This is a genomic window from Citrobacter sp. RHBSTW-00671, from assembly GCF_014103415.1.
Classification (GTDB): domain Bacteria; phylum Pseudomonadota; class Gammaproteobacteria; order Enterobacterales; family Enterobacteriaceae; genus Citrobacter.
Window position 1 is genome coordinate 285830 of the sequence record NZ_JABXPR010000002.1, and the last position, 21049, is coordinate 306878.

General features: G+C 47.4%; 26 protein-coding genes. 24 read left to right on the plus strand and 2 right to left on the minus strand.

Annotated elements, in window-relative coordinates:
- Positions 1 to 10: 10 nt before the first annotated feature.
- The 22 genes from HV261_RS24800 to HV261_RS24905 all read left to right on the plus strand — a co-directional run bounded on the left by HV261_RS24800 (position 11) and on the right by HV261_RS24905 (position 18855).
- Positions 11 to 496, plus strand: a complete 486-nt coding sequence (locus HV261_RS24800) for a hypothetical protein (RefSeq protein ID WP_172745723.1) — start codon at positions 11 to 13, stop codon at positions 494 to 496.
- A gap of 40 nt (positions 497 to 536) precedes the next feature.
- The gene (locus tag HV261_RS24805; protein WP_224771500.1) at positions 537 to 2168 is read left to right on the plus strand and encodes an AAA family ATPase; all 1632 of its coding nucleotides are present in this window, start codon (positions 537 to 539) and stop codon (positions 2166 to 2168) included.
- A gap of 137 nt (positions 2169 to 2305) precedes the next feature.
- Positions 2306 to 2530 carry a hypothetical protein gene (locus HV261_RS24810; RefSeq protein WP_009653090.1) on the plus strand — a complete coding sequence of 75 codons (225 nt, stop codon included), beginning with the start codon at positions 2306 to 2308 and terminating at the stop codon, positions 2528 to 2530.
- A gap of 64 nt (positions 2531 to 2594) precedes the next feature.
- The gene (locus HV261_RS24815; RefSeq protein WP_009653096.1) at positions 2595 to 2768 is read left to right on the plus strand and encodes a hypothetical protein; all 174 of its coding nucleotides are present in this window, start codon (positions 2595 to 2597) and stop codon (positions 2766 to 2768) included.
- 41 nt (positions 2769 to 2809) lie between these two features.
- The gene (locus HV261_RS24820; protein ID WP_007372316.1) at positions 2810 to 3127 is read left to right on the plus strand and encodes a hypothetical protein; all 318 of its coding nucleotides are present in this window, start codon (positions 2810 to 2812) and stop codon (positions 3125 to 3127) included.
- 1 nt (position 3128) lies between these two features.
- On the plus strand, positions 3129 to 3878 hold the full coding sequence (locus HV261_RS24825; protein WP_045269635.1) for a hypothetical protein: 750 nt from the start codon (positions 3129 to 3131) through the stop codon (positions 3876 to 3878).
- Positions 3879 to 3898: 20 nt separating this feature from the next.
- Positions 3899 to 4585: a hypothetical protein gene (locus HV261_RS24830; protein WP_016241554.1), complete on the plus strand. Its 687-nt coding sequence runs from the start codon at positions 3899 to 3901 to the stop codon at positions 4583 to 4585.
- Between the two features lie 158 nt (positions 4586 to 4743).
- Positions 4744 to 5919 (plus strand): ParB/RepB/Spo0J family partition protein, encoded by a 1176-nt coding sequence (locus HV261_RS24835; RefSeq protein ID WP_007372318.1) that lies wholly within the window; start codon positions 4744 to 4746, stop codon positions 5917 to 5919.
- Positions 5920 to 6104: 185 nt separating this feature from the next.
- Positions 6105 to 6614 (plus strand): hypothetical protein, encoded by a 510-nt coding sequence (locus HV261_RS24840; protein WP_223307977.1) that lies wholly within the window; start codon positions 6105 to 6107, stop codon positions 6612 to 6614.
- Complete coding sequence (locus HV261_RS24845) at positions 6611 to 6979, plus strand: hypothetical protein (RefSeq protein ID WP_007372320.1); 369 nt, start codon at positions 6611 to 6613, stop codon at positions 6977 to 6979. The genes HV261_RS24840 and HV261_RS24845 overlap by 4 nt, the downstream gene beginning before the upstream one ends.
- A gap of 14 nt (positions 6980 to 6993) precedes the next feature.
- Entirely contained in the window at positions 6994 to 8406 is a 1413-nt protein-coding gene (gene dnaB / locus HV261_RS24850) for a replicative DNA helicase (protein WP_007372321.1), read from the plus strand.
- A gap of 122 nt (positions 8407 to 8528) precedes the next feature.
- Positions 8529 to 8729 (plus strand): hypothetical protein, encoded by a 201-nt coding sequence (locus tag HV261_RS24855; RefSeq protein WP_007372322.1) that lies wholly within the window; start codon positions 8529 to 8531, stop codon positions 8727 to 8729.
- Positions 8730 to 8855: 126 nt separating this feature from the next.
- Positions 8856 to 9221: a hypothetical protein gene (locus tag HV261_RS24860; RefSeq protein ID WP_008786579.1), complete on the plus strand. Its 366-nt coding sequence runs from the start codon at positions 8856 to 8858 to the stop codon at positions 9219 to 9221.
- Between the two features lie 89 nt (positions 9222 to 9310).
- A complete protein-coding gene (locus HV261_RS24865; RefSeq protein WP_007372324.1) occupies positions 9311 to 11746 on the plus strand; it encodes a phosphoadenosine phosphosulfate reductase domain-containing protein in 2436 nt (811 codons plus the stop codon).
- A 23-nt stretch (positions 11747 to 11769) separates the two neighbouring features.
- Positions 11770 to 12144, plus strand: a complete 375-nt coding sequence (locus HV261_RS24870) for a hypothetical protein (protein ID WP_008786576.1) — start codon at positions 11770 to 11772, stop codon at positions 12142 to 12144.
- A gap of 10 nt (positions 12145 to 12154) precedes the next feature.
- Complete coding sequence (locus tag HV261_RS24875) at positions 12155 to 12502, plus strand: hypothetical protein (RefSeq protein ID WP_008786575.1); 348 nt, start codon at positions 12155 to 12157, stop codon at positions 12500 to 12502.
- A gap of 250 nt (positions 12503 to 12752) precedes the next feature.
- Entirely contained in the window at positions 12753 to 13103 is a 351-nt protein-coding gene (locus HV261_RS24880) for a hypothetical protein (protein ID WP_007372327.1), read from the plus strand.
- Positions 13104 to 13135: 32 nt separating this feature from the next.
- Positions 13136 to 13435, plus strand: coding sequence for a hypothetical protein (locus HV261_RS24885; protein WP_016241553.1), 300 nt, complete (start codon positions 13136 to 13138; stop codon positions 13433 to 13435).
- Positions 13435 to 14259: a hypothetical protein gene (locus HV261_RS24890; RefSeq protein ID WP_007372328.1), complete on the plus strand. Its 825-nt coding sequence runs from the start codon at positions 13435 to 13437 to the stop codon at positions 14257 to 14259. The genes HV261_RS24885 and HV261_RS24890 overlap by 1 nt, the downstream gene beginning before the upstream one ends.
- A gap of 61 nt (positions 14260 to 14320) precedes the next feature.
- A complete protein-coding gene (locus HV261_RS24895; RefSeq protein ID WP_008786574.1) occupies positions 14321 to 14980 on the plus strand; it encodes a DUF8336 domain-containing protein in 660 nt (219 codons plus the stop codon).
- 48 nt (positions 14981 to 15028) lie between these two features.
- Positions 15029 to 15274 (plus strand): hypothetical protein, encoded by a 246-nt coding sequence (locus HV261_RS24900; RefSeq protein ID WP_007372330.1) that lies wholly within the window; start codon positions 15029 to 15031, stop codon positions 15272 to 15274.
- Between the two features lie 203 nt (positions 15275 to 15477).
- Positions 15478 to 18855, plus strand: coding sequence for a hypothetical protein (locus HV261_RS24905; RefSeq protein WP_048242079.1), 3378 nt, complete (start codon positions 15478 to 15480; stop codon positions 18853 to 18855).
- A 221-nt stretch (positions 18856 to 19076) separates the two neighbouring features.
- On the opposite strand, the gene HV261_RS24910 is transcribed toward HV261_RS24905, so the two are convergent.
- Positions 19077 to 19400 carry a hypothetical protein gene (locus HV261_RS24910; RefSeq protein ID WP_007372332.1) on the minus strand — a complete coding sequence of 108 codons (324 nt, stop codon included), beginning with the start codon at positions 19398 to 19400 and terminating at the stop codon, positions 19077 to 19079.
- A gap of 91 nt (positions 19401 to 19491) precedes the next feature.
- Complete coding sequence (locus tag HV261_RS24915) at positions 19492 to 19683, minus strand: hypothetical protein (protein ID WP_007372333.1); 192 nt, start codon at positions 19681 to 19683, stop codon at positions 19492 to 19494.
- Between the two features lie 143 nt (positions 19684 to 19826).
- On the opposite strand from HV261_RS24915, the gene HV261_RS24920 reads away from it, so the two are divergent.
- Together HV261_RS24920 and HV261_RS24925 are read left to right on the plus strand one after the other, a co-directional pair.
- Positions 19827 to 20351 carry a hypothetical protein gene (locus HV261_RS24920; protein ID WP_016241551.1) on the plus strand — a complete coding sequence of 175 codons (525 nt, stop codon included), beginning with the start codon at positions 19827 to 19829 and terminating at the stop codon, positions 20349 to 20351.
- 71 nt (positions 20352 to 20422) lie between these two features.
- Positions 20423 to 20968 (plus strand): hypothetical protein, encoded by a 546-nt coding sequence (locus HV261_RS24925; protein WP_007372335.1) that lies wholly within the window; start codon positions 20423 to 20425, stop codon positions 20966 to 20968.
- Positions 20969 to 21049 lie beyond the last annotated feature (81 nt).

A 21049-nucleotide genomic window follows, 5' to 3' on the forward strand; every position in this document is an offset into this window, starting at 1 on the left:
GCACCTCCTGGTGCAGTTTTTTTTTGGCCGCAAACCTATTCGTCAGGAGGAGACACCGGTTGATAATAGGAAAAAAACAGCTCATGAGGTGGCTATGCTTTCGGAAAAAATTGTAACCCTGTTTTCAAATGACGCATTAAAGCGTTTCACGATTCTTGAGGCTTACGCCGAGCTAAAACGTCAGGGTACTTTTAGCGTTTTCCTTTCGTTCATCGATCCTCGTACTGATTGTCTCGTAGAGGGTAACTTTCAATTCTACCCGAACCCCGTTAAGACCTACTCAAACATGGGAGTATGCTATCTCACTGAACATCTTGGGCTAACGTTAAAAATCCCAAGCTCTATGGAATGGTGGGCTACACATGAAAAGTCAACATTTCATAACCAAGACATCACCTATCTGAAGGAGGGTGAATACGTAAAGGCAACCATTAAACTGGAAATAGGCTCGCGGATCAGAGTTCCTAATGCGTTCGAAGTTGCCCCTTCCATGTGAACTTAAGGCATATCAAAGTAAATTACTGACGAGGACGGCTATGGCACTCACGATAAAAACAGAAACACTAAAAGCTACCACAAGCCCAACATTTGAGGCTTTACGTAATCGTTATAGCCACCGTAGTTCTGACGATGAGATTGCCGTCGATCCGCTATGTTTATCTCGGGATGATCTGAATGAACTTTTACAGGCATGTCGTGGTGATGGAGAGTCAAAAAATCGACGAGCTCTTGAATCGATCATCACTGCACTGGAAGGTGATTTCGATAAGCCTGTGAGCAGTTTTCCGGCATTCGGTCGTGTGTTACTACAGTATCTGAAGTCAAATCGAATTGATGGCTGGATATACCGACGCGGTCATGACGGCAACCTGTACCCCGGTCTTGTTACAGCAATAAAAGAAGTAAAATCAGAAAAAAACTCTGACCGTCCCCCATCACTATTGTTACAAATCAGCTGGTATGGGTTCGGCGAATATTCGCACTCCAAAAAGGTTTACGGAACCCAGCTTACCGCCCTGAATTTCGAGCCTAATGAGGTGGCGCGGCGCAGTGTCGCTAAGACACTGGCCGACCGTGATATCTACCATGAAACGCATGAGCTGAAACAAGAGTACCTGGAACAACTAACGCGGTTTAAGGAAGTGGTCGACGGGCAATTTGGCAATCAGTTTAAAGCAACCGGCAGGGCTGTCAGAATGGAATCGTATAGCTACAGCGACCGGAATCTGGAAATAGCAGGGCATAAACTGATACACGATTTGCCTGATAGTGAGTGCGATGCCTACGGTGCAGAAGTGGAGTCGCCTCTTTTTGAAGATGACCAGTTTGGCCTTTTACCCGAAATTCCTGTGCAGCGTTATTTTGATCTCTCGCTGCAAGACTTTATCTGGATACATGCCAATAACGTAGAACCATACAAGTATGATAAAGAACTGCCAAAAAAGATGGTTTTGCCGGAAGACCACCGTGATTTACTCGATATACTGACCACGGATATCAGCGCTTTCACCAGCGATATTGTTGAAGGGAAAAGCGCGGGTAACATCATCATGTGCGTGGGCTCACCCGGACTTGGGAAGACATTAACTGCTGAAGTGTATGCAGAGGTCATTGAACGGCCCCTGTACTCAATTCATGCTGGCGCACTGGGAACCAACGCCGATGACATTGAGAAAAATCTGCGGACGATTCTGACCCGGGCTAAACGCTGGAACTGTGTCCTGCTTCTGGACGAAGCCGATGTGTTTGTCATGCAGCGTGGAGCATCACTGACTCAAAATGCCATCGTTGCGGAGTTCCTCCGTACACTGGAGTATTTCGATGGGTTGATGTTCATGACAAGCAACCGGGGTAGTGACATCGATGAGGCTATCATACCAAGATGCGCTGCAATCATTCACTATGATGTGCCGGAGAAATCAGATGCCCAAAAGATCTGGAAGATTATGGGTGAGAACTTTGGCGTGAACATTCCTGATGAACTGGTCAGATCACTTGTAAACACTTACCCAGAACTTCCACCACGTGACATCAAGATGTTGCTACGGCTCACGTTGCGAATGAGCGTGAAAGAGCAGGGGAGTGGTAGCATCCCGACACTGGATATTGTGCGGAAATGCGCGATGTTTCGTGGGATAGAACGAAAGAGAAAAGAAAAAGCCCTGTGATAACGATGCCGGGTTCGCCCGGCATACAACCTGCTGGCCCAGCCCAAAGCAATCCGAGTTCTTCAGCAAAAGCAGCAGCGTGTCGGAAATAACTGTGTTATAACAATTCAGGTGATCATGATGAGAAGTTGATAACAATGTTTAAGCTAAGTCCCATAAGAAAAAAAACAAACAAGCTGCATAAACTCCTTAATAACGGCTATCGTTTCGTAATCATGCATGAAGATGAAATTATTGAACCCTTCCGCTACGAAATAGAAGCCAGACGAAAACTATTCTTTGGCAGAAAACTCCTTTCTATTTCCGACCTCATCGACTCAATAAACGATAGTGTAAAAACCCAAGCAAAACGCGCCCCTTAACTATTCGTCACCTGAATAACTCCAGCTATGATAAACATTATTATCAAGCTTAAAGGTGATACTTATGAAACCGTTTGGGATTTTCTATTCAGTAGAAGGCTGCACTTGTTCACTGTGCCGCTCGCGTGGCTATCGTAAAAACAATGCATACGATAGATCTCTTCGTGTAAGCAAACACCGCGCCCGTCAGCAGGCCAAGCGTGAAATCCGCTCCGCCGTATTCAGCATCGACAATTAAGAAAGGTTGATGATAAATAAGAAGAATAACGAGGATAACAAATGACTGATGAAAACCAAATAAAGGTGCTGTTTTGCATTCTGCGTCGTCGATTCGTGGATTATGTCCCTGAGTTTGAAAACTGTGTAGAAGAACGGGAAGTCATCAATGAAACGCCGAAGGGTTACCGTATGTCCGTCTCCTACGGCACATCAGTTTACCTGCACGCGGATTATGAGTTTTTCGAATCACGTCAGGCAGCGTATCAATGGTGCGCCCGCCGTGTGACCGCTAGCATTGAGAAGATGAAACAAAAAATGCAGGCGGCAGAAGCAACAAAAATAAAACTGATAGAAGCATCCGGGAACTGTGGCGAATAAGATGACACCACGTCAAATTATCCTCTCACATATTACAGCTGAGAAAGCACTCCCACGAGGAACGCTGATCTGGTTATTCTACGAGAATGCCGATGATTTAATCAGCCTGAATGAAGTGGACGATAATCTTGAAAGGTGGCATCAACGAGTTGGGTCGCCTGAAGAAATTCAGGTGATACTGGATATGCCTGATGACGATTCAGAAGTCTGGCTATTCAGCCCAACAAAATTATTCTCCCCACGGGTAAAAACCCCCGTTCTGACAGCCAGAGATAGGGCAGTTGCTCGCTATGGCGTTTCTCGCGTTATGACGGCGGAGAAAGTTGTTTTTCTGTATTCAGGGTATCTTCTGCACCTCTATAGACAGGCATATGGTTTCACCGGCCCTGCGCCTGAAGTTCGGGTCAACTGGAGTGCCAAACATTCATGGGGCGGCAGGAGCTCAATCACTATTTCACCATCGTCCATTTATCCTGACAGTGATACACCGCGCTATCGCTACCATGAGTACGCACATATAGAGCAGCGTAAGGACATCGGAGCATTTTATTCAATCAATCAACTGGATCATATCAAAGGCGTAGTGGCACATGAGCTTGCGCACTTTTGCCAGCGCCACACTGGAAAAGATAATTTTAAATTTGGTTTTCCGGTACTCCCTGAAAAAGATTTCAGAACGGCTCATGGTGATGGGTGGCAGTTCTTGTATGCATTTTTCAGAACAGAATTAAATAAAAGAATTCAGCGATAACCCAAAAAAAGGCATAACCAATGTACCTTCTTTCCATTTTATTATTTACATTTGTTTATCTGTTATCCTTTAATTCTGTTATAGAGGAAAATAGAGACCGCTATTCCATACAGACTTTTGCAATAGTGATGATCACGATATTCCTGATATCAATGCCAGTAACAACAACTTTTGTGTCGTTGATGCTTGAAGAAAACCAGAGAGAGCATCGTGATTTGATTTCCTTCCTGCAAATCAATTCCGTTTGGTTCGCAGGAGCCGGGGGGCTGGTGGCTATCTTCTTGTCAGCCCTGACAATGGTTCGCCTGAAGCAAAAACGTATCCGTCACAAAACATCGAACCTTAACCTCATCGTTGTGGGCCTTTTCGCGGGCGTAGTCTCTTTTGCCAGCGCGTATAAGCATCTAGCTTTCTTCAGTGGGGATGATGCGGGAGTGTTTTTATATGAGGCTATACCAGCCATCGATGACATCGACTGTAACGCGCCAATACTCCTGGTGAAATGGGAACCTGACTCAAAGAAGCCAACTGCATGGCGATGCCCTACGGGCGTTGCATTCAATATCAATAGTCCTACTCCATTCCTACCTTGGGGTTCATATGAGGAAGGGGAGAGTTCAAAACTAAATGAAGTGATGACAATTTTGATGAAAAATGCGGTCAAAATCGAAAAACGTCGCCATCTTGATGTCATCATTACGAGCTAAGGCCTTGTAATCACTGGATTACAGGGCTTTTTTATGTACCCGAAAAAAAAGAGACATTTTGTCCCCAAATACGCTTCGTCACCTGTTTGGTGTGTGTTTAACTGGATTTACAGCAAGCAACGAACCTCGCGACACAATAACTAAAGCGGAGAAACACCATGAACACCGACGTTAAAGCTATCTTCGAACAAAGCCGTACCCTGGAAAATCTGGAAGGCGCTGCGGTACTGATGCGCAGCTTAGACAAAGCGCCATCATCACTCCGAGCACTGAGCGATTTCGTAACCAAAGCGCGTAAAAGCGGCAATACGGAACAGTTCGAAGAAGCCGATATCGGGCGTAACAACGTCTTTGCGGTGAGCCCGTACTGGTTGTTTGTGGAAGAGGGACTGAACCTCCGCGACGTAAATTATGACCGTGCGGTAATGTTCAAACACGCTTATCTGGAACGTCCTCAGTCAGTGCCTGTCATCCGCGTTAAACCAGTAGTAGTGGAAGGCGTAACCCGCCTGAAAATCATTGATGGCCACCACCGTTTTGCTGGCCTGATGATGGCGATTGCTGAGGGCGCGAGCTTCCAGAAAATCACCGTCGAGGAATTTGAAGGCGGCAAGGACGAAGAAGTCTACAACATGATCGAGAGCGCCAACTCCCTTCAGTTGAAGATGGTGGAACGCGCTGAAGGCTTCAAGCGCCTGATTGGCTGGGGTCACACCATTGAGTCGATTGCTCAGCGTCTGGGTGTCTCTCTGGTCACCGTTCGCCGCAGTATCGTGCTGGCAAACGCTGACTTCAGCATCAAGATGCTGGTGAAAGAAGATAAGGTATCTGGTGACGTTGCCGTTGACGTTATTAACGAATGTCAGGGTACTGACCGCGACCCGTATGAAGTCCTGATGGAATCCCTGAAAAAGGCAGAAGGAGCTGGGAAAACCCGCGTCACTGCCAAATTCGTGAGTTCCAAGAAAAAGACTGGCCTGAAACCGAAAGTTATCCGTAAAACCTTCGACAGCCTGTTGCCAACCCTGAGCCAGCTGCGCGACCAGATCCCGCCGCAGCCGGAAGGTGAGCATGAAAATCAGATCGAAATTACGGAAACCGTGCCGGAAGAAGTCGTCTTACGCCTGACTCCTGAAATGGCCCGTACTCTGATGGCTACCCTGGCTGAACTGGAATCAGCAAAACAGGCAGAAGATGCTGAAGCTAATGGTGACAACGACGGTGATAGTGCTGAAAACAACGGCGGTGCTGACGATGCGACTGATGCCGATACCGATGGCGCTAACCAGCAGAATGGTGAAACTGAAGAGACTCAGCTGCACCCGGTGTACTAACCTCCCAGCAGGTCTTTAACAGACCTGCATAAAATTCCTTTTCATTCTGATGGGCCGGATAAACCGGCTCATATTTTTGCACATATAAATGGCCGCATTTTGCTGCCTTAAATTTTTCGATGATAGACAGGAGCGCATTAAAATATCAGGGTTATAGACTTTTTTGGATAGCAATGGGGGTCGCGTTGAATATTCAGACTAATTATATCGAGCTGCAAAATTGGCTCGAAAAGGCAAAAAGTATTTATTCCTCCGCAGGATGCCCGCACGAAAGAGTTGATGATGGCATTTTAAAAATTGCAATGCAGGTAGCGGCTATTAGAAAAACAAAACCAGATATGCTGCATGTATTCCTTCAGGAGTTAATTACTGAGTTCAAGGGTTATAAACTCATTCAGTGCCGATTCAATAAATCCAATTATGAGCATTTTGTTATGACCCCGGAAATTCAGATTCTGATCGGTGGTCTTATGGATAAAGCGTCAGAGGGAATAATGCTGGCTTCTATCTGCCACATGCTACAGGTAGATACGTTATCCGAACTTCTAAGCCTAATCCCAACGGGAATGCCAGACACCGATGTACTGGATGCGCTATGGCGTGATCAGAAGACGCCCGCAGGACTGAACCTGCTTGATGACTTCGTACTTCTGGATACCGTTGCGCTGGCTAATAAGCGGGGGATTGCTGCATGAATGTATCGGCGTTGATTAGTAGCCTCTATGTGACCGTTATCGCCGGGCAGGAGCTGGAAGCAAAAGCTCTGGAGCATCACGAACGCCGTACAGCTGGTCGATTTTGCCGAAAAACACTTTCTGTCCACGCGGTGAAGCGCAAGCCCGGGGTGGAATTTCTGGCGCGGCTGAAAGTCAATTACGCCCGCGCCAACCTGACAAACTGCGACCCCGGTACAGTAGCCGAGCTGAGGCTGGTGGGCCGCTCTGATGAAGCGAATGAGCTCTCTGAAGCAATTCTAAAGGCAATAGCATCCAGTTACCCGGAGTTGGTATCGGAATGCGCACGACAATTACAAAAACAAAAGCTATTCCAGAACCTCTGAGGCCACTTATGACTATGGCGGACATCTCGTTTACCGAAACAGGTGAGACAAAGCAAACAGCTGAATACAGCTTAAAAACCCCTCCGCAATCGATAGAAGCGGAACAGTCCGTGCTGGGCGGGTTAATGCTTGAAAACCAGAGATGGGATGATGTGGCAGAAATCGTTAGTGAGCAGGATTTTAGTTCTCGACCGCATCGCTCAATTTTCTCTGCAATGAGATCGCTCGTTGCGAATCAATTCCCGATTGATTTGATAACCCTCGCTGAGCACATCGAAAACGAGGGAGAAGGTAAGCTGGATAGTCTCGGCGGTTTCGCCTATCTGGCAGAACTGTCAAAAAATACGCCCAGTGCGGCAAATATAATTGCCTACGCGCAGATCGTCAGGGAACGTGCCGTAATCAGGGAAATGATAAAAGTTGCCAACGAAATAACCGAGGCCGGTTACAACCCGGAAGGTAGGACAAGTGACGAATTGCTTGATCTTGCAGAAAGCCGGATTTTCCAGATTGCAGAGCAAAGGGGAAATAAAAGCGGTGGGCCGGAAAATATCAGCAGCATTCTGGACAGAACCGTTACCAAGATTGAAGCCTTGTTCCAGCGTCCCCATGACGGGGTCACTGGAGTTGATACCGGCTACGTGGACGTGAACAAGAAGACAGCCGGTCTACAGCCCTCGGATTTGATTATTATCGCTGCCAGACCCTCAATGGGGAAAACTACGTTTGCAATGAACATCTGCGAGAATGTATCGCTGACAAACGATAAGCCCGTCATGATTTTCAGCCTGGAAATGCCTACGGAACAGCTCATGATGCGCTCACTGGCATCGCTATCACGCGTCAACCAGACCAGCATCCGAACCGGACAGCTCGATGACGAGGACTGGGCCCGGTTATCCGGCACAATGGGACTGCTGCTGGAAAAAAAGAACATTTACATTGATGACAGCTCTGGCCTAACACCTATGGACGTTCGCTCCCGGGCGCGTCGATTGTCCCGCGAACACGGTGGGCTTAGCCTCATTATGATCGACTACCTTCAGTTGATGCGTGTACCGTCGTTATCTGACAACAGAACTCTGGAAATTGCTGAAATCTCCCGATCTCTGAAAGCACTGGCAAAAGAGCTGAATGTACCGGTAATCGCTTTATCGCAACTAAACCGCTCGCTTGAACAACGTGCCGATAAACGTCCGGTAAACTCAGATTTGCGAGAGTCAGGCTCCATTGAGCAGGATGCTGACCTGATCATGTTTATTTACCGTGATGAGGTCTATCACGAAAATAGCGATATGAAAGGTATAGCCGAAATTATCATAGGTAAACAGCGCAACGGGCCTATAGGGACAGTACGTCTCACATTTAATGGTCAATGGTCTCGATTTGATAATTATGGTGGCCCTGAGTATCATGATGACGACTGACCATAAAAGCTACTGACCTTATCCTGATATTTAATTAAAGGTTTTCGACTGTTTAATTTCGCCAGCTGATTGGCCCGATAGATAATGGTTCTACGGACAGCAATCTTTTATATAGGTGTAAAATGAAAACGATACTCTCAGCTTTATTATTCGTTGTTTCATGGAATGCACTGGCACAGGATGAGGGAAATAGTGGTGATAAAAAGCAACAGGCAACGGCAACTATTCAAATTTCGATTACAATTTTACCCGAACCGGTAAAACCAAAGATCACCAAAGAACAGGTGAGTGATACGCTAACCGTCATTTCTTATGAATGGTAGCATCCAGACAACCAACGGTTAAGCCTGCTCCAGCAAAGAAAAGTATCTTTCTGAACATCACTTCGTCACCCGAATGCCTCGTGATTTAATAAGTAAACAAACCGGACAATATTCACGAGGTGTTTTATGACAAATGAAACTCAGAACAACGCATCCGCACCTGAAGAGTTAATCACGCGTATATCGCAGGTCATTAAACGCAAGGATGGATCTGAAGTGAAAATTACTGCTCAGGCTGCGTTCGGTGCAGGGTTAACTCGCTCTATCGATGTATATGTTCTTCGTCGGGATAATGCTGATTCAAACTGGCAAGGTTGCAGTAATCGACCAAAAGCAGGATGGCGGAATATGTCTGTAGATGAATATATCCGTGAAGGGCGCTCTGAAATGCTTAAGGCAGTTACGCCGGGAGAAATTCTAAAGCTCACAAATGCCATTGGCAAACCAATGAGTTGTCTTGATCAATTATTTCCATCCCCGATTACTAAATAAATCATTAAATAATACCGCTGGCCTTATTCGTCAGCTGGTACGCCCGTGTTTAAATAAATATACAAAACGAATAAATAAACAGGTGAACCATGCAACAGGTAATCGACTTTGGCACATCAGAACCGACCCTTGCCCCAATCCTTACCGGGGATAAATGGGATACGGTTTGGCAAACACTGGCTAATGACGAAGACCTGAATTATGTCGATGCCAGCACTGGCACGAGCATGGCCAATCTTATCACCACCGGCACAAACGCCATTTATAAAGCGCTTACTGACGGCTGGACTATGAGCCTGGCGTATTCATCAGGAAAGGACTCTGAGTGCGTTCTGCACCTCTTCCTGATGGCGCTGGTAAGGGCTACCCGCAATGGCACAAACATCAGCCAGCATCACTATGTGATCCACACCGACACGGGCATCGAGAATCCAGCCGTCCGCTGGCTGGCAGACACAAAACTCGCCGAACTTGAGGCATTCGTTGAAAAGCACCAGTTACCGCTGAGCATTGTAATTGGTAAGCCTGGACTGACATCTGGGTGGACTGGCCGCATCCTTTCAGGGCGAGGATTGCCAACATTTTCAAATAGTTCCGCCAGACAGTGCTCGATCGACTTGAAGGTCGATCCTGCACGTCGGGCCCGTGCCGAGTACATGCGAGGACTGCCTAAAGCCGTTCGTCAGCGCGTTTGTCTGCTGCTGGGTTCCCGTGATGCAGAGAGCACAACCCGTGCCATGAACATCGAAAAAAAAGGCGGGAGCGCTGAAGACGTTAAACAGACAAAAGAGGGCGGTGAGCTCTATCCGATCCGTCACTGGCATCAGGGGAACGTATGGGAATTCCTGCTATCGTCCGGGGATGAGGCTCGTTTTGCGTTACCCAGTTACCTGCCTAACAATAATGAAACTGCTGAGCTCTACAAAGAGGCTACGGGCGAATGTGTCTGGACGGGTTCTGAAAAAGCAAAAAGCGCCTGTGGTTCACGATTTGGCTGTTACCTTTGCCAGGCTGTAGGGCTCGACCGCTCTATGGAAAACCTGCTGAATGCCGACCCGGAGAAATATGGCTATATGGCTATCCTGAACCGGCTTCAGCGTTTCATTGCCAAACGCCGTTATGCCTGGGAAGACCGCCATCCAGTGGGCCGCACGGTATACGAAGGTGGGTATATTAAGATCCAGCCAGATGTATACTCGCCGAAATTCCTGGAACGTCTGTTACACATCTGCTGTAGCGCCGACTACGTAGAGCAGCAACGCGCCGATGACGTTGCCGAGAAACTCGCTTACGGCTTGCTGGAAGACAATGCGCATAACCGTCGCATGTCCCGGCCTCAGTTCCGCATCGTCAGCGAAGAAGCCGTTGTGCATGTCGATTTCATGTGGGCTTTCCATCATTTCAATGACAAGCCTTTTAGGGCACTGGAGATCTACCACCGCGTCTGGGCCCACGGCGAGCTGGATCTGTTGACTGATGAACCGACGATGCCTGTAGTCCCTCAGTCCCCAATCCCTAAAGCAGTCTGGCTGAAGGTGGGGAAATTTGGCGATGACTCACTATTTGATGGGCTGGCTGATCCTGTTGCGGAAATGACCTATTTCGACGGCGGAGATGACGAACGCGCCGCACGTGTCATCAAGACAAGAGACGGCCACCGTCGTGTTGTCAGTTTCAGCGAAGATAACGAAGTTACCGTAGATGAAGAGTCTGCAAGCTTTGTGTTATGGGTGGAATACCCACGCCTTAAATCTGCTATTGAGAGCGGGGCGTACACCGCTGGGAGCGCGGCGCAGTTCTACCTGCGTTTCGGCACGGTATCTCTGTGCAAAGGTAAGTCAGCCTTGTATCACAAAATGATGCAGCGTGGTCAAACCTACCATCGACTCGGCCTGACCGGATTCCAGTCGATGGAAGGGATCACAGCTCGAAAAGACCTTCGCATCCTCTCGACCGAGAAATACCAGCATGTTCTGAAAAGAACGCTGGAGGCCCGGATCATTCGTTTTAAATGGTGGGCTAACCTCGCTTTCACCATCCAGTACCACATGACCCGCATGACAGAATTTGGGTTCTGGCTGCATCGCGTCTTACGCCAGGAAAGCCATAACGAGCTTATGGACGAGAAAACGCTGTGCAAAAACAGCCTGGAAACTGTCCTGATCAACCAGACCAATGCCTGGTGTCTTGTGATGAGTGACGTGGGCAACAAACCTGATACATCAAATGCGCTGCGCCGCTACTGGAGACAGGAGCGGGCCCGAGCTTTCGCGCACTGTGCTTCAGTACCGGAAGTCCTTAAATCGCTGGTGGCTCGTGAGATGTTCAATATTTATCGACGTGCGCTTTATGAACTCAATAGCCATAAAGAGTTGAGCCTTGGCCTGATACACATACAGGAACTGGCAACTCAGAACGCGGACGCGTTACGGATCCATATCAAAATAATGATGCGGTTAATCAGGCTGTGGCAATTGTCAGGTTTAACAAGCATTGGTCAGAGTGAATTTTGTGAGGCGGCTTAACTGCCTGGAATAAAGGGAAAATAATGAAAATCATGCTTTCACTAGGCTCTGTTGCTATTACGACAGTAGCATCTATGTTGTTGCTGTGCAGCCAGGCTAATGGCAGCAACGGGAACAGGCCTTTACGGATCAACGAACCTGTTCAGATTACTATCGAACAAGTGATGTATCGCATTGCAAATGGTAACCAGAATATCGGCATGAAAATGCGTGAAAACCCAGTGCTGTTTTCGGGTCATGCCGGAATCAGTGTAGAGCTAAGTGATTTTCCGCCCGGGTCAAAATCCGCGCCCGTACCCGGAACTACCGTAATGCTGCGTACCGCTTTGTCTGGTCAGACAGAGGCCTGTTATCAGCAGCACTGCTACTCAGCCGAAGTGACCACGTACAACGAATAGAGGTCTTGCTATGGCAGACAGAACTGATGGAATGAAAGGAAGAGCACTGATTAGGCAGTTGTCCGGTATGCCACCCGGCGTTAACCCATTAAACGTTCCTCAGCCGCTTAAGCGAACCGTGTGCCTGGCAAAAGGCATAGTGGATACATGGGATAGTTTTCCATCCGAAAACAACCTTGCAATCGCCCTGGAAAACGCCGCTGCAATATCACGGCTGGCGATAAGCCTCCTGCAAGAACGGGAAGTACTGTACCGGCAGCTGGCATCTCTTGGAGTAGAACCAGAGAAAATGAAACAATCCGTCGAAGCCATCCCGATGGAAACGCTTTTAAAAAGCCTTCCAATGAGGAAAAAGTAACTTTCTAGCGTTTTTTGTTTCCGCTGTAAGAAGACACCTTTTTTGGTGCTCAATAGCAGTATTTTTTTAACAGATAAACTAAACGAATTCAATATTTCTTAAATTCAAGCACATTTTGTCTTCTTTTAAATTTCGTCGTAGGTTTAATGCAGTTAATAATGTTACTCACGGATTAATTTTTAAAAAATACAGAGCCTAATCAGGCTATACGGGTTTTGTAATTGCTATCATTAAAGTCACGAGGAAAACCATGAGTGCATACGTCGAGCAGGTATTTAATGATGTTGAAAAAATGCGTGGCAAAGTTCTGGCCGACCGATTCCGCATGGTATTCAAAAAAATCCAGCTTGTGAAGAACGACGACTCAGACGAGGCCTACAACCTGAAGCAACAGGAAAACCTAGCCGCTGTCACTGAACTTCAGAATGCTGGTGGTTTCATTGATTGGGACATCAAGGTCACTAAGTATAGCAACACATCCACTCAGGTTGAGTTGCGGCATAAGGTAGATGGTGTGCTGGTATGGCGCGATTTTACCTTCGTAAGCGATTTTGTATTCGAACTCGCTAAAAACGTTGTCTATTCAAAAGAGACGGTCTGAATTCAATTTTTGCATTAATAACCGGTGGAAAAATGGAGCAACTGACACCTGCAAAACTCGACTCGATGATTACTGAGACTACAACTGAACTGCTATATGCGCAGAGGGCACTTATCAGCCCAAGCCGAGCTGATGCGATGGAAAAGAAAGCGTCTCAATTACTCAGCATATTATTGGAGTTAAAGGAACTAAGAAATAAAAGCCCACAAAAAATCATACTGCCACCCCCTGCATGTTGCTTTGCAGATCATAGTTATCCTGCATATTCCAGAGACCAAGTTATTGCAATACTTGATTCTCTTGGACATAAAATTATTGAAAAGGAAAATTAATGCGCCAGACAAAAATCGTAAATATATTCTATGCCAGTGCTGAAGAGCTTCAGCTAGGCATTAACGAGATAGATACTGAGATTACGACCGCTTTGCAGAACGGCAATATGGAAGCCGTCAAAAAAGCAACGTTACTTAAAAACACCATGATTAGTCTGCTGGACAACAAACAGAAGGGCGAGCTGGTTCAAGAAACGTGTACGTCAGGCGAAAAGGCTGATTCATCGGTAGAAATAACGGACGCAATGGCCTACGCGTTCCACGCGGCATCTGGTGAGGGTGCAATTGGTTCCGATGATGTTGAAGAGATAAAGCGTGGTCTGCGGGTAGTTATCAATGAGTGTGGCCTCACAAATCACCTCGTAAAGATCCCTGCTGGTTTACACGATGCAACAGCTCAGCTTGTAGTTAACTTCGCCTCTGAGATGGCGGGTAAGCTTTACCGGGCCCAGGAGAAGTATGGTCGTGGGGCTGAATGGGCAAAATCTGACTGGAAGGATGAATGCCTCAAAGAGCTCCACCGACACCTTTCAAAAGGTGATCCACGTGATGTAGCAGCCTACTGCATGTTTTCGTGGCATCATGGTTGGCTGACCCACAGCGAACAACCTGCTATAGCGGGGCTCAGCGAAAGAGTTCTGTTCGATAGCTTTATGAAAGATGATTACTCACCTGATTCAAGTGGTTCAGTATCAGAGGAAGAAGAAAGGGTCTTTCTTGAGGTGCTCTTTCACATATGGCAAGGCCGGGCCGCAGTTCAGAATGGATTAACTCAACAGGAAATGGATATCGTAATGAAGTACCGGGAACAAAATCAGAAATAACATTACTGCGTTCTGACAACCAGTAAATTAACTCGATGCGGTATTTCAGAAAGGAAAAATTATGATCGTTCTCAAATACCCTCCTTACCCATCGCCCTTCTGGTTCCGGGGGGAAAAAGATAAAACGGGTGTGGTTACCGAGGTTGGAACAGTTTATGTGGAAGCAACAAAGGATAACCTGCTGCTGGTGGAGGGCACACTCCCTCCGGTAGGTGCGACTTTGTTTCTTACACCTGACCGGTTCGATATTAAAGCTGAAACTGAGATTGATAGCCGGGCCCGACGAGAGGAACAGGCCAGACAACGTCTGACACGGCAAGAAGAAGAACGACAGCAAAAGGCCGCTCTCGATATGAAGCTGATGCAACAGGCGCAAGAGCGAAACGCTCGTTTGTATCTTCCGGTACGATGGACAAGCGGATTCAAATCGGTGATTTCCGGGCTGACGGAAAACAGTAGCGGTAACGGTATAAACCGGCGAACTGTGATTCACGTGCTTTTACTTGAGGACATACGTGATGGGCGCCTGGTCAGAAATGAAGGGGATTTTCTTTGCACCGCCGCAGGTGGAAGTAACGGCAAGCTTTGGGTTAACCCAGCCACCCATAGTGATGGTGAGTACGGGCCTTACGTATGTGAAATAACGTGTAAGCAGTGTATTAAGGCTGCTCTACGTTGGCAGGATAAAAATAAGGCCGTCCCACCGGAATGTGTTCCGTAGGTATCAGGCGAACCGATCACCACGCTATAGAGAGAGGGGACAGTGAACATGCAAGTTGCTAAAAACAAGTACGCCGTTCTGGACAGTGCGATCATGAAAATACTCGGCAAAGAGCCGGTTCCATTTTCACTGATTATGCTTCCAGACGTAGCTGGTGAGTGTTCCCGACTCGCTGATGAGGAGAGGAATAAGCCGATGCCATTCCGCATTCTTGACCGGCGGTTACAGGCGCTAAGAAAGGCTGGCAAAATTCAGTTCGTGACCGGAAAAGGCTGGGTAAACCCTCTTTCCTGACCACCCGCAATTCGTACTGCATCTTCCTTTTCGTAAAAGGCAACTCTTCGTTGCCTTTCATCCCCCAGAGCTATTCGTCACCTGCCCCCCCAACGATAAAATCAAAGTATCACAAACAATATGTCCCCCATTTAAGCCATTAGAAACACCATGTCCTAGTACAATAGCGGCAACATGGCTAAAGCCGGGGGAAGGAGATCATAATGACGGGTATCGTGCGCATTGAACAACCGGTAGAGCGAATTGAACGTTTCCATTCTCTTCAAGGCGGTCAGTACTGGCGGGCAAATGAAGCCATTGCTGAAGAGAACATTGCCGCTTCCGAAGTACTGCTGATTGAATCGCTGCGTTGGGTCGACAACAAACTGCATACGGTCATTCTGCGCACCCACCCATCAAAACATGGCCAACACATTCGGTTTGAATATACCGATGAATCTGGCCGCACTTGTGGCACTACCCGTAGCTTCACTCAGCACCGCTTTTTGTTTGATGACTTCGTTAACAAATTCACCTTTGCTGCTGACTCGAAAGAAGTCCGCGAAAGTGAAGTGCAGGCCTGCCAGCAGTTGGCTCAGAAGCTGACCGTTGAACTTTCCGAGGCGATGACAAACCCTGAACGCATGAAAGAGATCATTGCGGAACGCCTTGAAAAAGAGCAGACAGAAAAAAGCGAGAACAAACTCAATACTCTACCCGCGACGATTGACCAGTACACAAACCTCGCCACCGGCCCGTTAGAAAATGCGCTGACATCCGGTGTCAATGAGGAAAGCATTAAGGGAATGATGGAAGCGGCTCGGCATGGACATAAACTGGCCGTCATACAATCTGAATGGCTACAAGGTAAGAATAACGAAATTACCAGGGCCGTTCAGGCCGTCGTACCCTATTACCAGGAAATGGCTGCGGCGCAGCTGGCCGCATTCGAAGAGAGCAGGGAGAACGTTGAATCGCTGATGAAAGGGATTGCGTCTCTGGATCTTTTCATCGGCAAAGATGTTGTCGTCAACACGATAATCAAAGGCAATTCAGCCCCGAGCGACATTCCTCTGACATTTGTCCAGAAAAAGCTACTGATGGATGAGGAGCTCGCTGTCTATCTGGATCTGGGAGACTGGTTCGATTTCACCAAAGCAGATTTATTCGACCAGGCACTGCAAAAACACCCGGGCCTAATCGAGCAGATTTTCCCGACCCAACGTTGCGTACTGGTTATGGCCGTCACCAGACGGCACGTCAATTATCAGGATCCGTGGGAGGCTGCGGCCAAAGACTTTCAAAACAGATGTGTCTTCCTGCTGGTACGAGACGGCGAAAATATTTACCAGGTATGCAGCCCGGTTGAATCTCATCTGGGCGCTCATACGCTGTTCCCTGAACGTGACGAGCAGGACGCGCTTTTTCGCGGTTTTGACGGTTCTCGCATCACCTTCCGCGATGTAGCTTACACTGACCGGCTGCGGGCGCATGAAAAGATGGCGCTGCACTATAAACGTTTCCTGATCCTTTGCTGCGGGCTCGACCAGCGTGAGCGCCTGTTTGGCGAATTCTATGATCGCAGTAGTAACATTAATTTCATCTCGATGGACTTCCAGGAGAAATATTGCCGCTTTATTCATGACGCAGATGGAACCGGTCTGTTGAGTGACCCGGAGGCCGATACCAGACCATCGCTGGAGTCCTACATTAAGCAGGCGAACCAGCACCTGCGTTCTGGTTCACGCGTCTTTTGTGAGTGGAGACAGGTCGTTAATCCGGTTACCGCACCCGGGGCAGCTAAGGATGATTCAGGTAACGGCTACCGGGGACATTCATTCACGGTTGATTTCGTTAAAAGCCGTAGTACCAGCGTGGCATACCAGAAGAATGAAGAGATCTACGTTGATGTGCCAGTCGTTCAGCACACCTACAGCCGTAATGCGAAGTCAGACAAACGAGAATTCAATGCCAAGGTATGCCTCTCAAAATTCAGAACCTCTGATAGCCTTGGCTATCTTTGCCTGGACACGGTGAAATCCGCCGATCTCGAATATTACATTCACAACCGGCGTATCCGGGCTAACCATCTTTATTACATCCGGCTCTTCAAAGAACTTGCGGCACTGCTGAAGCTGGAAGAAACGCATGAAGAACAATACCGAAGCAAAATGCTGGCGGCTTTAAACGCCGGGAACATCGGTGACGAAAATGACCGGGTTGCGGCTGTAGATAAAACGATTCAGACGTGGCGCTGCGCAAACCGAGGTGCATCCCTCCAAAGTGGTCTGGAAGATGAGAAGCAATGGAAAGCGCTCCTTGCCATGATGGATTTAATTGCATGGCGAGGTCATGCAAGCATCCCGCAAATTGAATGCTACTGTGAGCAACTTGGAAACTCTCCTCTACGGCTTGTGGTAATGCCAAACGGCAAACTGGGCCTGTATGTAGCCCCACGAGCTGAAGAACGAAACGATGCAGCTGAGAAACACAAATGGGCTATACGTGTGGTATTGAGTCTGACGCGTACCGGTGTGAAAGAGGTATCTCGCTCATGGGCTCTGGTTAACGAACTGAGCGTATCTGAATGCACCCTCAAAGAATGGCCGCTGGTGGATGAGTGGAAAGGGTTAAAGTCTGTATTTGAAAGCTACGACCGGAAACTTAAAGCTCTGGCAGACATTGAACTGGGCCGTGAGACTCTCAAGCGTCTGAATCCCAGCAACCAGGAAGGTCTGAGCGAGCTGGCAGAATTGTGGATTAATGCTTTTGAAGAAATGAACTTCTACCGACCGACTGGCGGGATCGTTCAAAAGCCAGTAATGATGATCCCGATTGGTCTTATTGTCGACCGTGAGGAGTGGTCATACTTATATCTTGGTACACGCGGCTCTGCGGTCGAGTATATCTATCAGAATCTGAATGATAAGGCACTCAAGGCCCGGGTAGCCCACCGTCTGATTTCAAATTACGAGGTCAAAGAGGGTAAGCTCGATAATCTTGCCAATAAGAAAACAAGTCTGGGTCTCTTTTGCACAAAACAGCGCCCGGACATGGCCCCTTTTAGCGCAGACCGAAACATAGAGACATATGGGCCTGATTTCGGCGTTAACCATGCTGTGCTTACGCATATGGTATCGTTTAAATCGCAGATAGCGCTGATTCAGCAAGAGGCAGATCGCGGCTTACACCGTCTCTTCACGATAGCCAGCAACCTGGTCAGTTCAGCCGGGGAGTTGCTTATCGATCAACTGCTCGGCGATGCGGCGCGAGATGCAGATGAGCCGGTAGATATTCTTGAGGTGGTTATTAACCCAGCGCCAACCGGTGAACCAGGGGCGAAGCTGAAGAAGAATGGTGAGACATTCTGGCATAAGCACTGGTGTGATTTGTGTAAGCCAGGAACCGAAGAAAGCCTGGCACTCTCCCACATTCACGCGCCGGATCACGTCATTACGCGGACTTCGTTCAGTTCCAAGGAGGATGCCATCCTCTTCGTACTCAAGACGATGCCGCAGGCCAGAAAATACGAAAAGGATTTCTTCCGCGACAATGATTTCGATGTACCTGATGGGATTATTGAACGGTGGATAGACCGTTAATCATATGCAGTATGAATAAAAAAAAGCCCGCTTTAGTCGTTGCAAGCGGGCTTTTTATTTCTTCGCGTTACAGCTGTGGCATCAATTACAAAACGGAACGGCTTGGTGCCGGGGCGAAGAACGGAGAAAGGGATAGGCACGAGGTGGTGATAATGTTGCTATTCATATGGGGTATGAATAAGAAACAGCCCACTTGCGAGTACTAAGTGGGCCATTGAGGGTCAGGCATAAGACTCAGACAGAGCAGTAGCGGCTTCAAGCGCCGGTTCAAGCGACAGGCTGTTATCGCTGATAACATTCCATCCCTCATTGCCGTAAACAAAATGGACGTAACCTGCACGTTCAGTTTCTTCAGGGCGATAAGCATAGAAGTAGTCTTCATCAGTAGAGAACATGGCTTCAACAATACGTTCTACGTTCGTAGAGCGCTTCAGCACAATCTCTTCTGAGTCGAATACCGAGATGCTATATCCTGCTTCAATCAACCCGGTTGCTGCTGCCCGGGCAATTTCCTGCTCAATACGTTGCCGCTGATCTACGTTCATGCCTGCTGCTCCTCGATGGGAAGTGAAGTCGAACACACGAGAAAGCATGAACTATAGTTCACATTTAATCAATAAAAAAGGGAACTATACTTCACTTATTCTTGGTTTTTTTTAATACTGGTAGTCCTGCAAGCGCATCGTTCCAATGCTGCTCGCGTTCCTCATTACCTGAAATATTACTTATCCATCTTTCGGACTTGCCCCAGCGCTGTGCCAGCGCCTGCCGCGTCCAGCCTTTGCGTTTCATCTCTGCTTTAAATTCATCGCTGGTGGGTTTGTACATAGGTTAATCCACGTGAACTATAATTCACCTGATAGTACGGTAAGGCTGGTTAAGTAACAACGGGATATCGACGGTCATCTTCCGTTCCCGCACACGGGCCAGTGCTCCTGGCTATACTGAGTCAAAAATGCGGAGGACACATTATGTTTGAACGTATAAGCAGGTTTTTCGCTGGCGCAACAAAACAGGAGAGGGCGGAACCGTCAGTCTCTATACCTGAACCTGTTACTCTTGAGGGTGATAACGCGCCATCAGCTATCGAACATGACAGAAAAATAGTCCATGACAGCAGGGTATTTATACATAGGTCTTTAGGCTTTATACTTATGGTATATTCTCCCGAATTATTCAGAAAAGCCATTAATCATGACATATGTCTTGGCTATATATATGGTTATATCATAGCGGCAATAGGTGACGACGAAGAGTTATGTAAAGCATCGGAAAATCGTCGATGGGATGTTGTCGCTGCCTATTATCGAAGTTTATTGGATTATTCAGCTGAAGCTTACTATGAGAAAACTGTAAACGCGATGGATAATTACCACTTCAAACAAGCAAGAAATGTAAGCGTAATGGATTATCACAAAAACAAAATCAATCCTGATGGCGATAATCATCATTTGCGTTTTCTAATGACCGAAATAATTGAAGATAGGGTTGAATAAATACACGTTTCGTCACATGAACGACCTATGGTTTACTGAATATAACGACAACGAACCATAGGCCAGAAAAAATGACACTTCAAAAAGCCAACGAAAAACGTATTGAAAACTTCCTAGCCAAACAAATTCGTCATAACGGTAAGATTTTATCAATGCGTGAATTTATGGATTCACTCATTGCTGACGGCTATAGCCCACGTGCAAAAGCGGAACAGAAAGTAGGACACCCCAGCAGCCGTCAAACCTTTCGCTGGAACAACGAGCAGCAAAGGGAGCACCAGATTAAGCGAGCTCTGGGGGGTACTGTTCTGAAATATTCAATGGTGTCATCTGACGGCTCATTTTATGACATTGAAAAAATTGCCTATGATTACGTCATTGAAAAAATGGGCGGGGTTAACGTTAAGCCGGAAACGATGTGTTTTGCGATTTTCAACAGCCCTTCATCATTGCGGGGCGGGAAGAGAGAGCGCTGTGTAGCTGTCTATAGCCGCACTGTGGCAACAGAGGAACAACGGGTCAGGAGCATGTTATCTACTGACTTCACGCATTATGATCTGGTCTGGTTCGGTGAAGCCACTTCCCAGAAGGAAGCGCTGGAACTAGCCGAGGGATAATATCAATTAGCCACCAAGGAAATAACCGGGGTGGCTTTTTTGTTTTAAACGATTAAAAATAAGCCAAATCACTTCGTCACA

Excerpts from the sequence above, each read along its gene's own strand:
- HV261_RS24810 (WP_009653090.1), top strand. The coding sequence starts at position 2,306 with ATGTTTAAGCTAAGTCCCATAAGAAAAAAAACAAACAAGCTGCATAAA.
- HV261_RS24885 (WP_016241553.1), top strand. The coding sequence starts at position 13,136 with ATGGAGCAACTGACACCTGCAAAACTCGACTCGATGATTACTGAGACT.
- HV261_RS24870 (WP_008786576.1), top strand. The coding sequence starts at position 11,770 with ATGAAAATCATGCTTTCACTAGGCTCTGTTGCTATTACGACAGTAGCA.
- HV261_RS24835 (WP_007372318.1), top strand. The coding sequence starts at position 4,744 with ATGAACACCGACGTTAAAGCTATCTTCGAACAAAGCCGTACCCTGGAA.
- HV261_RS24880 (WP_007372327.1), top strand. The coding sequence starts at position 12,753 with ATGAGTGCATACGTCGAGCAGGTATTTAATGATGTTGAAAAAATGCGT.
- HV261_RS24915 (WP_007372333.1), bottom strand. The coding sequence starts at position 19,683 with ATGTACAAACCCACCAGCGATGAATTTAAAGCAGAGATGAAACGCAAA.
- HV261_RS24860 (WP_008786579.1), top strand. The coding sequence starts at position 8,856 with ATGACAAATGAAACTCAGAACAACGCATCCGCACCTGAAGAGTTAATC.
- HV261_RS24890 (WP_007372328.1), top strand. The coding sequence starts at position 13,435 with ATGCGCCAGACAAAAATCGTAAATATATTCTATGCCAGTGCTGAAGAG.
- HV261_RS24805 (WP_224771500.1), top strand. The coding sequence starts at position 537 with ATGGCACTCACGATAAAAACAGAAACACTAAAAGCTACCACAAGCCCA.
- HV261_RS24825 (WP_045269635.1), top strand. The coding sequence starts at position 3,129 with ATGACACCACGTCAAATTATCCTCTCACATATTACAGCTGAGAAAGCA.
- HV261_RS24865 (WP_007372324.1), top strand. The coding sequence starts at position 9,311 with ATGCAACAGGTAATCGACTTTGGCACATCAGAACCGACCCTTGCCCCA.
- dnaB (WP_007372321.1), top strand. The coding sequence starts at position 6,994 with ATGGCGGACATCTCGTTTACCGAAACAGGTGAGACAAAGCAAACAGCT.
- HV261_RS24895 (WP_008786574.1), top strand. The coding sequence starts at position 14,321 with ATGATCGTTCTCAAATACCCTCCTTACCCATCGCCCTTCTGGTTCCGG.
- HV261_RS24845 (WP_007372320.1), top strand. The coding sequence starts at position 6,611 with ATGAATGTATCGGCGTTGATTAGTAGCCTCTATGTGACCGTTATCGCC.
- HV261_RS24855 (WP_007372322.1), top strand. The coding sequence starts at position 8,529 with ATGAAAACGATACTCTCAGCTTTATTATTCGTTGTTTCATGGAATGCA.
- HV261_RS24900 (WP_007372330.1), top strand. The coding sequence starts at position 15,029 with ATGCAAGTTGCTAAAAACAAGTACGCCGTTCTGGACAGTGCGATCATG.
- HV261_RS24920 (WP_016241551.1), top strand. The coding sequence starts at position 19,827 with ATGTTTGAACGTATAAGCAGGTTTTTCGCTGGCGCAACAAAACAGGAG.
- HV261_RS24830 (WP_016241554.1), top strand. The coding sequence starts at position 3,899 with ATGTACCTTCTTTCCATTTTATTATTTACATTTGTTTATCTGTTATCC.
- HV261_RS24815 (WP_009653096.1), top strand. The coding sequence starts at position 2,595 with ATGAAACCGTTTGGGATTTTCTATTCAGTAGAAGGCTGCACTTGTTCA.
- HV261_RS24905 (WP_048242079.1), top strand. The coding sequence starts at position 15,478 with ATGACGGGTATCGTGCGCATTGAACAACCGGTAGAGCGAATTGAACGT.
- HV261_RS24820 (WP_007372316.1), top strand. The coding sequence starts at position 2,810 with ATGACTGATGAAAACCAAATAAAGGTGCTGTTTTGCATTCTGCGTCGT.
- HV261_RS24875 (WP_008786575.1), top strand. The coding sequence starts at position 12,155 with ATGGCAGACAGAACTGATGGAATGAAAGGAAGAGCACTGATTAGGCAG.
- HV261_RS24910 (WP_007372332.1), bottom strand. The coding sequence starts at position 19,400 with ATGAACGTAGATCAGCGGCAACGTATTGAGCAGGAAATTGCCCGGGCA.
- HV261_RS24925 (WP_007372335.1), top strand. The coding sequence starts at position 20,423 with ATGACACTTCAAAAAGCCAACGAAAAACGTATTGAAAACTTCCTAGCC.